Below are 14,706 nucleotides of genomic sequence, written 5' to 3'. Positions count from 1 at the left end.
TAGCGCGCGGCCAGCAGGTTCGGGTCGTCGGCGCGCGCGTCGGGCCAGGCCGCGGCCACGCTCGACGGCTCGCGCACGCCGATCGACAGCCGGTAGCCGCGCCGCCGCAGCTCGTCGGCGATCGCGAAGCCGATGCCGCGGTTGCCGCCGGAAATCATTGCCACCTTGTTCATCGCGGAATGCCTCCTGTGCCTAGAAACCGGCGTCGATCACGATCTTCGTGCCGTCGGAAAAGCGCGTGAGCCGGAACGCACGCGGATCGACCAGCGGCGTGTCGTTGGCCACCAGGTCGGCCATCAGCCGCCCCGCGCCGGGGCCGATGCCGAAGCCGTGCCCCGAGAAGCCGGTGCCGATGAACACGCCCGGAATCCGCTCGACCGGCGCGATCACGGGAATCGCGTCGGGCGTCACGTCCATGTAGCCGGCCCAGCGCTGCGCGATGCGCGCGCCGCTCAGGTGCGGAAACACGCGCTTGAATTCGGCCAGCCCCGGATCGACGTAGCGCGCGATCGGCTCCGGATCGAGCGTGCGCACGCGCTCGAATTCGGTCGGCCGGTCGAGCGCCCAGCGGCGCGGGCGGCGCAGCTCGTCGAAAAAGCGCTGGCCGATGCCGATCCGCATCGCGCCGCCCTGGCTCTTCAACGCTTCGATGTACTTGAAGAACAGCTTGAACGCGTCGGGCGTGAGGTCGGTCCAGGTGCGAAAGCCGGCCGCGATCGTGTAGCCGCCGTCGTAGCGCTTGCGAAACGCGAAATGTTTGTTGCTGGCGCTGATCTCGGGGCCGCCCGCGAGCGGCTCGGTGCGCATCACGGAGGCGCGCACCAGCAGTTGCGGCAGTTCGATGTCGAGGCTGCCGCAGAAGTAGCGGGTCCACGCGCCGCCCGCCACCACCACGGCCGAGCAGCGGATCGTGCCGTGTTCGGTCACCACCGCGCTGACGCGCCCGCCGCTCGTTTCGATGCCGCGCGCCGCGCACGGCGTGAGGATCGACACGCCGCGCTTGCGCAGCGCGTTGGCGATGGCCGGCGCGGCCTTCTGCGGCTCGGCGCGCGCATCGCTCGGCGTGTACAGGCCGCCCTTGTAGCGCACCGACGAGCCGGGCAGCAGCGCATCGATCTCGGCCGCGCGCACTTCGCGCGTGTCGAACGTGTCGCCGGCCTCGTCGCGCGCGCGGCGCAGCCAGTCGCGATGATCCGCGATGGCCGCTTCGTCCTCCGACATATAGAGGATGCCGCATTGACGGAAGCCGGTATCGGCGCCGATCTTCTCGTCGAGCGTGCGCCAGATCTTCAGGCTCTCGATCGCCAGGTTCAGCTCGCGCGGGTCGCGCCGCGTGACGCGTACCCAGCCCCAGTTGCGGCTCGACTGCTCGCCGGCGATATGGCCTTTCTCGCACAGGGCCACGGACACGCCCTTGTCCGCGAGCGCCAGCGCCGTGCTGACGCCGATGATGCCGCCGCCGATCACCACCACGTCCGCTTGCGCGGGCACTCGGGTATCGCTGGCTACTGTGTCGACTGTCGGTCCCATGTCGGTGTTGGTCTCCTGATGAGCGGAACTAAGGCAAGTGATGGATGAGGTTCAATGACGCGGCACGACGCGCGAAACGGCCGCCGCCACCGCGCGGCGCACGCCGGCCTTGCGGCCCGATTGCGCGTTCGGATTGGCGTGGCGGTTGGTCCAGCGGTCGATATGGTTGATCGCATGCGTGAGCGGCACCGTGATCAGCAGATACACGGCGCCGGCCGCCACCAGCGGCGACAGGTTCGCGGTGTTGACGGCGCTGTTCTGGCCGATCGTGAACAGGTCGCGCTGCGAGGTCAGCAGGCCGAGGAAATACACGAGGCTCGAATCCTTGACGATCGAGATGAACTGGTTCGCGAGCGCCGGCAGGATGCGGCGGATGCCTTGCGGCACGATCACGTAGCGCATCGCGGCCCAGTACGTCATGCCGAGCGCCTGGCACGCGTAAAGCTGGCCGCGCCCGACGCTCTGGATGCCCGAGCGGAAGATCTCGGCGATATAGGCCGACGAGATCAGCGCGAGCGCGACGATCGCGAGCGGATACGGGTTCGGCCCGAACAGCGCCAGCCCGACCGGCGCGAGGCCCTGGCCCACCACGAGGATCACGAGCGCGGCGGGCAGGCCGCGGAACACGTCCACGTAGATGCGCGCCGGCACCGTCAGCCAGCGCGTCGGCGACACCAGCAGCAGCGCGAGAAACAGCCCCGCGACGATCCCGAGCAGCGTCGAGAACACCGACAGCACGAGCGTGTTGACGAGACCGGTGTAGAGCAGCGAAGGCAGCGACGACAGCAGCAACTGCCAGTCGAGAAAGTTCTCGATGAATGCCTGCATGATGGACTCCTCGTGAAAGTGGCGGGGCCGGGTGGGCAGTCAGGCGACGGCGATCAGCCGCCCGTCTTCATGGCGTACGGGGGCAGGCTGGCCGGCGTCGGGTAGGTCGGGTTGAACTGCTTGTAGAGCTTCAGCCAGGTGCCGTCGGCCACCAGCGCCTCGATCGACTTGTTGATCGCCGTCTCGAGCTTGGTGTTGCCCTTGCGGATCGGGAAGCCGGCCGGCAGGTTCACCGCCGAGATGTCGAGCTTGTCCTGCAGCTTCATCTGTGGGTATTTCTCCTGCAGCCCCACCGCCAGCGTCTTGTCGATGAAGAAGCCCTCGATGTACTTCGAGCGCAGTTGCAGGAAGCCGGCGTTCAGGTTCGGGAAGCGCACGATCTGCGCGCCCGGAATGTAGGTATCCGAATAGGTGTCCTCGATGGTGCCCTGGATCACGCCGATCCGCTTGCCCTTCACGGAGGCCACATCGGCGCTGATCGCGCTGCCCGGCAGCGTCGCGACGCTGAGCAGGCCCGTCAGATAGCCTTCGGAGAAATCGACCATCTTCAGGCGGTCGGTGGTGATCGAGATCGAGCCGGCGGCCACGTCGAGCTGGCGGTTCGCCACGCCCGGCAGCATGCCGGCGAAATCCTGCGCGCGGAATTCCGCCTTCAGGCCGAGGCGGGCGGCGATCGCGCGCAGCAGCTCGACGTCGAAGCCCGTCATCTTGCCGTTGTCGACGTACGAATACGGCTTGTTGTTGGCGTCCACGCCGGCGATCAGCTGGCCCGGGCTCAGGGTGCCGTAATCGTCGGCGAAGGCCGGCGCGGCGGCGCCGAGGGACAGGGACAGCGGCACGGCGAAGGCGACGGCACGGAGGAACTGGCGGAAGCGCATGGCGGAACTCCTTCTTCTCGGGGTGAACGCAACGGTGAAACGCGAGGGCAAACAACCAAAACCGAACGGCGGGCCGGATGCGGCCCGGGTCAATGCAGGATGCGCGACAGGAAATCCCGGGCGCGCTCGGAACGGGGCTGCGCGAAGAACGCCTCGCTCGTGTCGTCCTCGACGATCGCGCCGCGATCCATGAACAGGATGCGGTCAGCCACGCGCCGCGCGAAGCCCATCTCGTGGGTCACGCACAGCATCGTCATGCCTTCGCGCGCCAGTTCGGTCATCACGTCGAGCACTTCGTGCACCATCTCGGGATCGAGCGCGGAGGTCGGCTCGTCGAACAGCATCGCGATCGGATCCATCGACAGCGCGCGTGCGATCGCAACGCGCTGTTGCTGGCCGCCGGAAAGCTGCGACGGGAAGCGATCCTCATGCGCATGCAGGCCCACGCGGCGCAGCAGCGTGCGTGCCCGCTCGGCCGCTTCGTCGCGGCGGCGGCGGAGCACCTTGACCTGCGCCAGTTCGAGGTTCTCGCGCACCGTCAGGTGCGGAAACAGTTCGAAGTGCTGAAACACCATGCCGACCGTGGCGCGCAGCGCGCTCAGTTGCGCGGCGCTGCCGCCCACGGTGCGGCCGTCGATCTCGATCTCGCCCTGCTGGATCGATTCCAGCCCGTTGATCGACTTGATCAGCGTGGATTTGCCGGAACCCGACGGGCCGCAGATCACCACCACCTCGCCGCGTGCGATGCTGGCCGAGCAGTCGTCGAGCACGCGGTGTTCGCCATACCATTTCGAGACCTTGCGCAACGTGATCATGGCTCACTCCTGCGAATGCGAACGGAAAAAGGGAATCAGGCGAGGGCGGCGCGCTGGCGGCCGCTCCAGTAATCGTTGAATTCGTACAGCGCCGCGCCCACCGGCACCGCGAGCGGGCGGGCCATCGACGCCGGATCGAGCGGAAAACCGCCCTCGGCGAACGGGCCGGCCTCGGCCGCCGCGCCGACGATGCGCCGCGCGATGCGCTGGCCGAGCCACGTCATCAGCGCCACGCCGTTGCCGTTGCAACCGACCGCGTAGTGGATGCCGTCGGCCTCGCCCAGATGCGCGAGACGGTCGTTGGTCATCGCCACGAAGCCCTTCCAGGCGTGCGTGAGGCGCACGTCGCGCAGCGCGGGCCACAGCGTCGCCAGCTTCGCGTGGAGCCGGCGCGCGGCGTCGCGTTCGTCGAGCTCGCGGATCGCCGGGCGCGAGCCGAACAGGATGCGCGTGCCGTCCGGCGACGGGCGCGTGTAGAACAGGTTGCGTTTCGAATCGCTGACCATCCGGCGGCCCGGATTCAGCACGTCCATCAGGCCCGGCGGCAGCGGCTCGGTGGCGATCTGGTAGCTGGCCACCGGCAGCACGCGGCGCGCGAGGAACGGCAGCAGGTCGCCCGTGTAGCCGTTGGTCGCCACCAGCACGCGGCCGGCCAGGATCGTGCCGCGCGCGGTGTGCACGCGAAAGCGCGCAGGGCCGTTGCCGCCGGTGCGCTCGATCTTCCGCGCGGCGGCGTGCGAGTGCAGCGTCGCGCCGCGGCGGCGCGCCAGCTCGCGCAGCGCGCGGTGGTACTTGGCGGTGTGCAGGCCGCCGTATTCGTCGATCAGGATGCCGCCGTAGTAGTAATCGGTGCCCACCAGCGCGCGCTGTTCGTCGCGCGAGATCACATGCACGGTCACGCCGGTCTTCTCGCGCAGCAGTTCGCCCTGCGCGCGCAGCGTCTCGAAGTGCTGCGCGGTGTAGGCGCCGAAGAAGCGGCCGCTGATGTGCAGATCGGCGTCGAGCCGTTCGCCGGCCACCAGCTGCTTGAGGAAATCGAAGCTCGCGATCGATTCGGCCATCAGCCGTTGCAGGCGCTCGGCCGACACGCCGCGGATCGCGTTGGTCAGCGCGAGCTTCTGGCCGCTCGACACCATGCCGCCGCTGCGCGTGCTGCCGCCCGCGCCCAGTTCCTCGGCATCGATCACCGCCGTGGCGAGGCCGTGGCCCGCCGCTTCGGCCGCCGCCGACAGGCCGCAGTAGCCGCTGCCCACGATCAGCAGATCGACCGAGGCGGGCAGCGCCGAGCGATCCGTCTCGGGTGGCGCGGCGTCCCACCAGTAAGGCGCAATGCGGAACGCGTCATGAAACAGCAGGTCGTCGGGGCGCATCGGATTTCCCGGAGTGCGGAAGTTGGAACCAGTCTAGGTTTGCGCCGAGCATCCGGTCAAATAGCGACAAAAACACCTTCCATTCATTTTTGATATGGCAATCTGATCGGGAATCCGAAGTCTTCGGCATCGGGCCGACGGGAGACGTGGCATGAATCAACGGCAGATCGAGGCGTTCCGGCTGGTGATGTTGCGCGGCTCCATGACGGCCGCCGCCGACGAGATGGGCACCTCGCAGCCGAGCGTGAGCCGGCTGATCTCCGAACTGGAGGCGGCCACCGGGCTGGCGCTGTTCGTGCGGCAGGGCGGGCGGATCCGCGCGACCGATGCGGGCACCGCGTTCTATCACGAGGTCGAGCGCAGCTTCGTCGGGCTGGAGAAGCTGGTGCAGGCCGCGCGCGAGATCGGCGAGCTCGGCAGCGGGCGGCTGCGGCTGGTGGCGGCGCCGGTCATGGCGCTGTCGTTCCTGCCCGGCGTGATCGAGGATTTCCTGGCCGAGCACCCGCGCGTGGCGGTGTCGCTCGAAATGCGCAGCGAAGGCACGATCCAGCGCTGGGCCTCGTCGTCGAATTGCGACATCGGCTTCTCCACCACCACGCCCGACGTGGTCGGCGTGATCAGCACCGATCTGTACCGGCTGCCCGGCCTGTGCGCGCTGCCCGCCGGGCATGCGCTGGCGTCGCGCAAACGCATCGTGGCGGCCGACCTGCGCGGCGAGCGGCTGATCCTGCCGTCGTACGCCGACGATACGCGCGCGGCCGTCGATCGCGTGCTGCGCCAGGGCCGCGTCGATCAGGTGGCGTCGATCGAGACGCCGTACGGCGCGACCATCTGCGCGCTGGTCTCGCGCGGGCTCGGCATCGGCATCGTCAATCCGCTCGCGGTGGAGGACGCCAACCCGGCGCGCATCGTGTTCCGGCCGTTCTCGCAGGACATCGTGTTTCGCGGCTTCACGGTGTGCCCGGAGTGGCAGCAGGAGAAGCCGGTGGTGCGCGCGTTCCTGGCGATGGCGCATGCGCGCATGAAGCGGATCGCGAAGGGGCTGCGCTAGCGGCGCGGCGGCCGCTTCAATCGACTGACGAATGCGCCTCGCGACATGCTGCGGATGCCTATCGGAGTCGATGCGGAGCCGGCACCGAACCGCTACCTCGCACCGCGATGCCGCGCCGCGATACGGATAGCCGGTCAACATATCCCTAAAAACAGTCATGCTTTGCGCCGCCCGTCCCGCCCGGTGCGATACTGCCGCTCATCACATTCGCATCGGGAACGGGGATGAATACGACGCAGAACATGGGCGTCTTTGTTCGGGTGGCCGAAACCGGCAGCTTCACGGCGGCCGCCACGGCGTTGCGCACGTCCACCGGGCAGGTGTCGCGCGCCATCTCCGATCTGGAGCAGCACCTGAGCACGCGGCTGCTGCACCGCAATACGCGGCGCATGTCGCTGACCGAGGCGGGCGAACGCTACCTGGTGCATTGCCGCAAGATCCTGGCCGACCTCGAATTCGCCGAGGCCGAACTGCTGACCGGGCAGCGCGCGCCGATCCCCGAAGGCCCGCTGCGGATCCACTCGATGACGAGCTTCGGCACGCACTACCTGGTGCCGCTGATCGCCGAATTCGCGCGCAGCTTTCCGCGCGTGAAGATCGACCTGACGCTGGCCCAGCAGCCGGTGGACGCGCTCGACGAAATGCACGACTGCGCGTTCATCGTCTCGAACGTGCTGCCCGAACCGAGCCCCGGCACCGAGCGGCTCGGCGAGATCGCCTGCATCGTCTGCGCCGCGCCGTCCTATCTCGACGCGCACGGCACGCCCGAGCGGCCGTCCGATCTGCGCGATCACGCGTGCCTGCAACTGCGCGCGCCGGGCATCCCGGCGATCGAATGGCGCTTCGACGGGCCGGCCGGCGTCGAGCGCGTGCAGTTCGACCGCTATCCGTTCGTGATCAACGTGGCCGATTCGATGACGGTGGCGATCCGCGAGGGCATGGGCATCGGCCTGCTGCCGGCGTCGTTCGCGCTGAACGGCCTGCGCAACGGCACGCTGCGCCGCCTGCTGCCCGGCTACACGATGGCGCCGATGAGCGTGGACATCGCCAGCACGCCGCACCGCGCGCTCAATGCGCCGCTGAACGCGTGGCTCGATTTCCTGCCCGAGCGGCTCTCGGCGCGGCTCGCGCAGGACGCCGAGGCGCTGCGCGGCGACCTCCGCGGCCCCGAGACGGTCGCCACGCATGCCTGAGCGCAGCGGCGCGCGTCGCTCACCGGCCGTCGCGGCGCGATGAAGCGGCCCGGTTACGCGCAGCTTCCGGCCGGTTTCGATCCGGACAACTACACGGCGAGCGCCGTGGCGATGCAGGTGGACGTGCGCGACAACGAGATCGAGCAGCCGTTTCACCGCCACCGGCGCGGCCAGCTCGTGATCGCGCGGCGCGGCTTCGTGACCTGCCTGGTCGAGCGCGGCGTGTGGGTGGTGCCGCATGGCTGCGGCGTGTGGATTCCGGGCGGCATGCCGCACAGCAACCGCGTGGCGGACGACGGCGAGATCGCGCTGCTGTTCGTCGAGCCGGGCGCGGCGCGCATGCCCGACGCCTGCTGCACGTTCGCGATTCCGCCGTTGATCCGCGAGTTGATCGCCTATCTGGCGGCGCATCCGCACGATTACGAAGCCGACAGCGCCACCGGCCGCGTGGCCGGCGTGCTGCTCGAACAGCTCGGCTCGATGCCGGTCGAGCACCTGCATGTGCCGATGCCGCCGAAGCGGCAGTTGCGCAGGATCGCCACGGCGCTCGTCAAGGATCCGGCGAACCGCGCGACGGTGGGCGAGTGGGCGCGGCAGGTGGCGCTCAGCGAGCGCACGCTGGCGCGGCTGGTGCTGGCCGAAACCGGCATGACGTTCGGCCGCTGGCGCCGCCAGCTGCATATCGTGACGGCGATCCAGAAGCTGTCGGCCGGCATGCCCGTGCAGCGCGTGGCGGCCGAGCTCGGCTACGAATCGGTCAACGCGTTCATCACGATGTTCAAGAACGCGCTCGGGCGCACGCCGGGGCATTATTTGCCGCGCCGGGCGCGCGAGTGAGATCGCGGGGGGCGGCGGCGCGGCTCATTCGGGCAGCGGGTACTCGCCGTCGTTGCGCACGAAGCCGGGCATCAGCGAGAAATCCAGGCGCGGCGGCCCGAAGATGTCCACCAGCCAGCAGCCTGCTTCCAGCGCCTGGCTCGTGTGGACCAGCCCGGCCGGCAGCGCGAGCGCGGCCGGGCTGCCGACCTCGAGATGCTCGTCGGGCTGCCAGCGGGTCGAATCCGCGCCCCACGGCGTGCGCAGGTGATGCGCGAAACGTCCCGCGTACGTCAGCGTGATCTGCTCGAAATCGTCGTGCGAATGCGGCTTGAGCTTGCGGCTGTCGCGCTTGCCCGGATACACGTCGGTGATGTTGACCATCAGGTTGGTGCAGCGGAACGCGCGGCCGGGCAGCGTCGGATCCGCGTATGCGTCGAGCGCGTAGCGGCGCAGCCGGTAGCCGTCGCGCGGCGCGGGCCAGGCCTCGAACGCACGCACGCCGGAGGCGGCCCGGATGTAATCGCCGGCGTTGATCGCATGGTCGAACGCGGCCAAGTCCTGCGCGCCGACGATGCGCGCGAGATGTCCGCTGCCCTGGGCCTCGATCGTGCCGGCGCCAGGCGGCAGGATGAACAGCGTGTCGCCGCGGCTGTCGAGCCGCTCGCCGCCGGCCGCGATCGTCACGCGCAGGCTCGCGGGCGCGACCACCATCGCCTCTTCGACGTGGCGCACGTCGAAGAGGGCGTGCCCTTCGATCCGTGTCATGACCAGCCCGAAATGGGCAGTGCGCAGTACCCAAAATGGGCAGCCCTGCGCGTCGACGTGCTCTGTCGTGTCGAAGGTCGTAAGCGTGCGCGGCGCACTCGGGATGACCGGGGCGGTGGCGTAGGCCGAGGCAGGCGTGGCGGCCATGAGCTTACTCCGTGCGCTGGGCGATGGCGGGGCGGCCGTCGGCCACCCACTGGCGATACTGCTCGCGTGTCGTCTCGTCGGCCGGAAACACACCCCACAGCGCATCGCCCGCACCGATTCGCAGTGCGATGTAATGCTCGATGTCGTCCTGTGCCTCGCACACGTCGGCCAGCTCGGCGGCCAGATGCGCCGGAATCACAGTCACGTTGTTGCGGTCGCCGTGGATGATGTCGCCCGGATAGACGGCCACGCCCGCGCAGCCGATCGGCACCTGCAAATCCGCGACGTGATGGAACGCAAGGCGCGAGGTGGCGGTCACTGCCTGGCTCCAGCAAGGGATCGCCATCTCGCCGATCTCGTCGCCGTCGCGGAACGCGCCGTCGGTCACCACGGCGGCCGCGCCGCGCAGCATCATGCGCTTGACCAGCACGTCGCCCATCGCCGCGCCGCGCGTGTCGCCGCGGCTGTCGATCACGAGCACGTCGCCGTCTTGCACCTGCTCGACGCCGAACCACTGGAGGTTGTCCGGGTTCGGTTCGGTGGTGACGGTCGCGACGGTGTCCACGTGCTCGCGCGCCGGGATGAAGCGCATCGTGTAGGCGCGGCCGGCGAACGGCTTGAGCGCCTTGTTCAGCGGCTTGACGCCCACCATGACCGGTTGCGCGTAGCCGCGCTTGAACAACTGCGTGGTCAGCGTGCCGCTCGATACCTTCGCGAGACGTTCGAGCACCGCGTCCGGCACGTAGTGCGTGTTGCTGCGTTCGCTCAGTTCGCCGAGGGTCGGCTGGCGCGCGTTGGACGGCCGCAGGGCGTCGGGATGATTCATGTCGGATTCCTGATCGAATGGAGAGATGGCGTGCGGGCGCGAGCCGCGTCTCCGTGGGGAGGCAGCTCGAAACCGAACGCTCGGCGGGAGGCAATATCCCACATAAATCCGCCGCGAAAAACCCGTCACGGGGTGCCGTGAATGCCGTACAGTGAGCGCTGTTCCAGATGATGAGACGCATGCCGATGAGCACCCGAAGCAACCGCGGCGAAGGCACCGCCTCGCTCGAAAAGGCGATCGACGTCCTCGATGCGATCGGCGCCCGCGCCGAGGGCATCAGCCAGCAGGCGCTCGCCGAACGCGTGGCGCTGCCGCGCACCACGCTCTATCGCATTCTCGCCACGCTCAACGCGCGCGGCCTCGTGCGTCACGATCCGGCACGGCACGTCTATTGCCTCGGGTTTCGCTGCCTCGAAATGGCACGACAGGTGTATGCGCAACCGGATCTGGTGTCGGCCGCGTCGCACGAGTTGCGCGCGCTGCGCGACCTGACCGGCGAGACGTCGTACGTGGGGGCGCTCGAAGGCCTGGACGTCGTCTCGCTCGAACGCTTCGACAGCCCGCACACGCTCGGCTCGCGCACCTCGCACGGTCATCGCAAGCCGGTGTACGCGACCAGCCAGGGCAAGGCGATCCTCGCCGCGCTGCCGAAGGCCGAACGCGACGCGATCGTCGCGGCGATCCGGCTCAAGGCGCTCACCTCGCTGACCATCACCGATCGCCGACGCCTGCTCGCCGAGCTGCGCGTGGTGGCGAGCCGCGGCTATGCGATCGACGACGAGGAGAACGTGCCCGGCACGCGCTGCGTCGGCGCGGCCATCGTCGATGCGCTCGGGCAGGTGCGCGGCGCGATCAGCGTGGCGGGGCCGGCTTATCGGCTCACGCACGCGCGCCTCGAATTGCTGGGGCCGGAGATCGTCGCGGCGGCGCGCCATATCGGCGCCTCGCTCGCGCCGCTGCGCAGCGCCGCGGGCGGCGACGACGAAGCGGCCGTGCCTACTGCCGCGGGCGCGGCGCTGTACGGTGCGCATCCGGTGTGGAGCGCACAGCGGCAGGCGCTGATCTGGGCCGATACCGTTGCGCCGGCGTTGCGCGTGTCGAGCGAGGCCGAGGGGGAGGCGGGCGAGCAGCGTATTCCGATTCCGCATCCGATCCGCTGCCTGCTCGTCACGCCGCAAGCCACGCGCGTGTTTCACGAGGGCGGCAGCGTGGTGGCCGAGGGCAAGCGCCGGCAGCCGCCGCCCGACAGCGACCGCGTGCTGCTGGCGGCCTGCACGGGCGCGAACGGCGAGGTGTGGGCGGCCAGCGCGCAGGGCGGCAAGTGCGAGATCGGCGTGCTCGACGAGGACGGTTCGCTGACGATGCGCTGGCTCGCCAATCACGAGGTCGCGTGCCTGCGCTGGGCGCCCGGCGCGGGCCTGCTGTTCGGCATCGCGGCGGATACCGGCGACATCCTTCAGTTCGATCCGGCCAGCAGGAGCGTGCGCACGTTCGCGAGGATTCCGAAGAGTTCGGGCGTGCTGAGCGGGCTCGACGTCGATGCTGACGGCGGCGTGTGGGTAGCGTTGCGCGACGGCTGGAGCGTGATGCGGTTCGCGGCGGACGGCAATCTCGACCAGACCGTGCCGTTGCCGGTGCCGTGCCCGACCGGCATCGCCATCGGCGGCGCGGACGGGCGCACCGTGTTCGTCACCACGGCGCGGCAGCCGGTGCCGCTCGACGTGTTGAAAAAAGCGCCGTTGTCGGGGCGCGTGTTCAGCTTCCGGATGCGGTGAACGGGGCGCGCGGGGCCGGCGTGCTTGCCCCGCACAAACCCGATGCGCGTCGCGCGCGCCGATGGCAGAATCGAACGGTTCGAGGCGCGCGCGGCCGTCGAAATCCGGCCCGAGCGCAGGTTGCCCGAAGCTTGGCCGCGCGGCGTTGCCCAAGCCGCCTCGGTCACTCCATTCCCTTCACGCCCGACACCGCCATGCCCTTCGATTCCGATCTCGTGACCGCCTTCGCGCCCACCGGCGCCGTGCGCGCCTCCATCAACCTCGGCAACCCGATCCTCGCGAACCGCGATGCGGCCACGGGCGAACCGGTCGGCGTGTCCGTCGATCTGGCGCGCGCGTTCGCGGCGGAACTCGGCGTGCCGCTCGAACTCGTGGTGTTCGACGCGGCCGGCAAGTCGGTCGAGGCCGTGAGCGACGGGCGTGCCGATTTCGGCTTCTTCGCCGTCGATCCGAAACGCGGCGAGACGATCGCGTTCACCGAGCCGTACGTGCTGATCGAGGGCTGGTATCTGGTGCGCGACGCCTCGCCGATCCGCACCAACGCCGATGTCGATCGCGCGCAGCATCGCGTGGCGGTCGGGCAGGGCAGCGCCTACGACCTGTTCCTCACGCGCGAGCTGAAGGCCGCGCAGATCGTGCGCGCGCCCACTTCGCCGGCCGTGGTGCAGGCGTTCGTCGATCAGGATCTCGAAGTCGCGGCGGGCGTGAAGCAGCAACTGGAGGCCGACGCGGCGCATCTGTCCGGCGTGCGTCTGCTCGACGAGCGCTTCATGGTGATCCGGCAGGCGATGGGCGTGGCGCGGGCGCGCGGCGAACGCGCGGCCGAGGCGCTGGGGCAGTTCGTGGAAGCGCGCAAGCGCTCGGGCTTCGTCGCGCAGGCGCTGGCGCGTCACGGCATTCAGGGCGCGGCGGTCGCGCCGCTGGCGTGACGCCATGCGCGAACCCGCCTACGCGTTCGACGTGTTCGGCCGGCAGGTCGCGATCGTCCGGCAGGACGGCGCGTGGCGTGCGTTCGATCTGGGCGCGGACGGCAAGCGGCGGCGCGCCGATTTCGAGATCCCGTCGTTCATCGAGGTGGACGAACTCGCGCAATATCTCGGCGATCTGTTCCATGAAAACGCCACGCCGGCGCGCGGCGAGGTGCGGCCGCTGCCGCCGGGCAGCGCCGCCTAGCCGCGCTGCCGCATGCTTCAGGCAACGCTGGCCGCGCCGACGTCCTGAAAGCGTTCGAATGCGCCGAGCAGGCGGTCGCGCAATGCGGCCAGCGCCGGGCCGCGGCGGTCGCGCGGGCGCGGCAGATCCACCGCGAACGCATCCTCCACGCGCCCCGGGTTGGCCGCCAGCAGTACCACGCGGTCGCCGAGATACAGCGCTTCGTCGAGATCGTGCGTGACCAGTACGGCGGCCATGCCGTGCCGCTGCACGACGTCGAGTAGCAGCGATTGCAGGCGCATGCGCGTGAGCACGTCCACGGCGCTGAACGGCTCGTCGAGCAGCAGCAGATCCGGTTCCCCGAACAGCCCGCGCGCGATCGCCGCGCGCTGCGCCATGCCGCCCGACAGCGCGGCCGGCAACGCCGCCGCCGAGCCGTCCAGCCCGACTTCGGCCAGCAAGCGTGCCACTTCGGGCGCGCGCCCGCCGTGCGGCCCGGCCGCGAAGCCGACGTTGTCGGCCACCGTCAGCCACGGCAGCAGCCGCGGCTCCTGAAAGATCACGCCGATGCGCGCGGACGGGCCGTCGAGCGCCACGCCGTCGAGCCGCACGCTGCCGCGGTAATCGGCGTCGAGCCCGGCCAGGATCCGCAGCAGCGTGCTCTTGCCGCAGCCGCTCGGGCCCACCACGCAGACGATCTCGCCGCGCGCCACCTGCAGCGGCACGTCGGCCAGCACGGCGCGCGCGCCGTATTGCTTGCGCGCCACGCGCGCGTCGAGCAGCGGGGCGGCGCTCATCGCGCCTCCCGGCGCGGCGCGCCGTCGACATGGTCGAAGCTGTCGCGCCAGGCCAGCCAGCGCGTCTCGATGCGGCGCATCGCGCCGTCGGTCAGCTTGCCGAGCAGCGCGAGCAGCAGGATCGCGCCGAACACGAGGTCGGGCCGGCCGGTTTCGCGGCCGTCGCTGAGCAGGAAGCCGAGCCCGCGCGTGGCGGCGATCAGCTCGGCCGCCACCATGAACATCCACGCGAGGCTCAGGCCGGTGCGCAGGCCGGTGACGATCTGCGGCAGCGCGGCGGGCAGCAGGATCCGGCGGAACAGCGCGAACGCGCCGAGCCGATAGACGGCGCCCAGTTCGACGAGCTTGCGGTCCACGCCGCGAATGCCGGCCACCACGGCCAGATGCACGGGAAAGAACGCGCCGATCGCGATCAGCACGATCTTCGGCGCTTCGTCGATGCCGAGCCACAGCAGCAGCACCGGCACCCACGCGAGCGACGGGATCGAGCGCAGCGCCTGGAAGCTCGGTTCGAGCAGCGCGTCGACGCGGCGGCTCAGGCCCATCGCCGCGCCGATCGCGAGCGCCAGCGCCGAGCCGGCCGCGAAGCCGAGCGCGACGCGCAGGCTGCTCGCGCCCACGTGGCGCAGCACGCGCGCCAGGCCCATCTGGTCGAGCGAGGCGAGGATCTCGCTGGGCGCGGGCACCAGGTGATCGGGCAGCCAGCCGGCGCGCACCGCGAGCTCCACCAGCGCGAGCGCCGCGAACGGCAGCGCGATGG

At 70.1% G+C, this 14,706-nt stretch carries 15 protein-coding genes; 6 read left to right on the top strand and 9 right to left on the bottom strand.

Going from position 1 to position 14,706, the window contains the following annotated elements; all coding sequences use genetic code 11:
• Positions 1–192 precede the first annotated feature (192 nt).
• The 5 genes from G3N92_RS21265 to G3N92_RS21245 form a co-directional block, all read right to left on the bottom strand.
• Positions 193–1,530: an FAD-binding oxidoreductase gene (locus G3N92_RS21265; RefSeq protein ID WP_206129555.1), complete on the bottom strand. Its 1,338-nt coding sequence runs from the start codon at positions 1,528–1,530 to the stop codon at positions 193–195.
• A gap of 51 nt (positions 1,531–1,581) precedes the next feature.
• Positions 1,582–2,358 (bottom strand): amino acid ABC transporter permease, encoded by a 777-nt coding sequence (locus G3N92_RS21260; protein ID WP_206129554.1) that lies wholly within the window; start codon positions 2,356–2,358, stop codon positions 1,582–1,584.
• A 53-nt stretch (positions 2,359–2,411) separates the two neighbouring features.
• Positions 2,412–3,236 carry a transporter substrate-binding domain-containing protein gene (locus G3N92_RS21255; RefSeq protein WP_206129553.1) on the bottom strand — a complete coding sequence of 275 codons (825 nt, stop codon included), beginning with the start codon at positions 3,234–3,236 and terminating at the stop codon, positions 2,412–2,414.
• A gap of 89 nt (positions 3,237–3,325) precedes the next feature.
• Positions 3,326–4,051 carry an amino acid ABC transporter ATP-binding protein gene (locus G3N92_RS21250; protein ID WP_206129552.1) on the bottom strand — a complete coding sequence of 242 codons (726 nt, stop codon included), beginning with the start codon at positions 4,049–4,051 and terminating at the stop codon, positions 3,326–3,328.
• 35 nt (positions 4,052–4,086) lie between these two features.
• Positions 4,087–5,421, bottom strand: coding sequence for an FAD-binding oxidoreductase (locus tag G3N92_RS21245; RefSeq protein ID WP_206129551.1), 1,335 nt, complete (start codon positions 5,419–5,421; stop codon positions 4,087–4,089).
• 151 nt (positions 5,422–5,572) lie between these two features.
• Here G3N92_RS21245 and G3N92_RS21240 point away from each other — a divergent pair, with 151 nt between their 5' ends.
• From G3N92_RS21240 to G3N92_RS21230, 3 genes are all read left to right on the top strand, one after another.
• Positions 5,573–6,472: a LysR substrate-binding domain-containing protein gene (locus tag G3N92_RS21240; protein WP_206129550.1), complete on the top strand. Its 900-nt coding sequence runs from the start codon at positions 5,573–5,575 to the stop codon at positions 6,470–6,472.
• A 224-nt stretch (positions 6,473–6,696) separates the two neighbouring features.
• Positions 6,697–7,665 carry a LysR family transcriptional regulator gene (locus G3N92_RS21235; protein WP_206129549.1) on the top strand — a complete coding sequence of 323 codons (969 nt, stop codon included), beginning with the start codon at positions 6,697–6,699 and terminating at the stop codon, positions 7,663–7,665.
• 39 nt (positions 7,666–7,704) lie between these two features.
• Positions 7,705–8,502: a helix-turn-helix transcriptional regulator gene (locus G3N92_RS21230; RefSeq protein ID WP_206129548.1), complete on the top strand. Its 798-nt coding sequence runs from the start codon at positions 7,705–7,707 to the stop codon at positions 8,500–8,502.
• A gap of 24 nt (positions 8,503–8,526) precedes the next feature.
• On the opposite strand, the gene G3N92_RS21225 is transcribed toward G3N92_RS21230, so the two are convergent.
• A complete protein-coding gene (locus G3N92_RS21225) occupies positions 8,527–9,396 on the bottom strand; it encodes a hypothetical protein (protein WP_206129547.1) in 870 nt (289 codons plus the stop codon).
• Positions 9,397–9,400: 4 nt separating this feature from the next.
• Positions 9,401–10,222, bottom strand: coding sequence for a ribonuclease activity regulator RraA (locus G3N92_RS21220; protein WP_206129546.1), 822 nt, complete (start codon positions 10,220–10,222; stop codon positions 9,401–9,403).
• A 185-nt stretch (positions 10,223–10,407) separates the two neighbouring features.
• Between G3N92_RS21220 and G3N92_RS21215 the strand changes: the two genes are divergently transcribed.
• From G3N92_RS21215 to G3N92_RS21205, 3 genes are all read left to right on the top strand, one after another.
• Positions 10,408–11,997, top strand: a complete 1,590-nt coding sequence (locus G3N92_RS21215; RefSeq protein ID WP_206129545.1) for an IclR family transcriptional regulator C-terminal domain-containing protein — start codon at positions 10,408–10,410, stop codon at positions 11,995–11,997.
• A 194-nt stretch (positions 11,998–12,191) separates the two neighbouring features.
• Entirely contained in the window at positions 12,192–12,926 is a 735-nt protein-coding gene (locus tag G3N92_RS21210; RefSeq protein ID WP_206129544.1) for an ABC transporter substrate-binding protein, read from the top strand.
• 4 nt (positions 12,927–12,930) lie between these two features.
• Positions 12,931–13,170 (top strand): hypothetical protein, encoded by a 240-nt coding sequence (locus tag G3N92_RS21205; RefSeq protein WP_206129543.1) that lies wholly within the window; start codon positions 12,931–12,933, stop codon positions 13,168–13,170.
• 17 nt (positions 13,171–13,187) lie between these two features.
• Here G3N92_RS21205 and G3N92_RS21200 read toward each other — a convergent pair whose 3' ends face one another.
• Together G3N92_RS21200 and G3N92_RS21195 are read right to left on the bottom strand one after the other, a co-directional pair.
• Positions 13,188–13,946 (bottom strand): ABC transporter ATP-binding protein, encoded by a 759-nt coding sequence (locus tag G3N92_RS21200; protein ID WP_206129542.1) that lies wholly within the window; start codon positions 13,944–13,946, stop codon positions 13,188–13,190.
• Positions 13,943–14,706 (bottom strand): ABC transporter permease (locus G3N92_RS21195; protein WP_206129541.1); only part of this gene is annotated, 764 nt, incomplete at its 5' end. The genes G3N92_RS21195 and G3N92_RS21200, both read right to left, overlap by 4 nt.

Origin of the sequence: Burkholderia sp. Ac-20379, from assembly GCF_017104645.1 — a bacterium.
GTDB lineage: Bacteria > Pseudomonadota > Gammaproteobacteria > Burkholderiales > Burkholderiaceae > Burkholderia.
The sequence above is the reverse complement of the archived record's forward strand: the minus strand, read 5'-3'. Positions and strand labels throughout refer to the sequence as shown.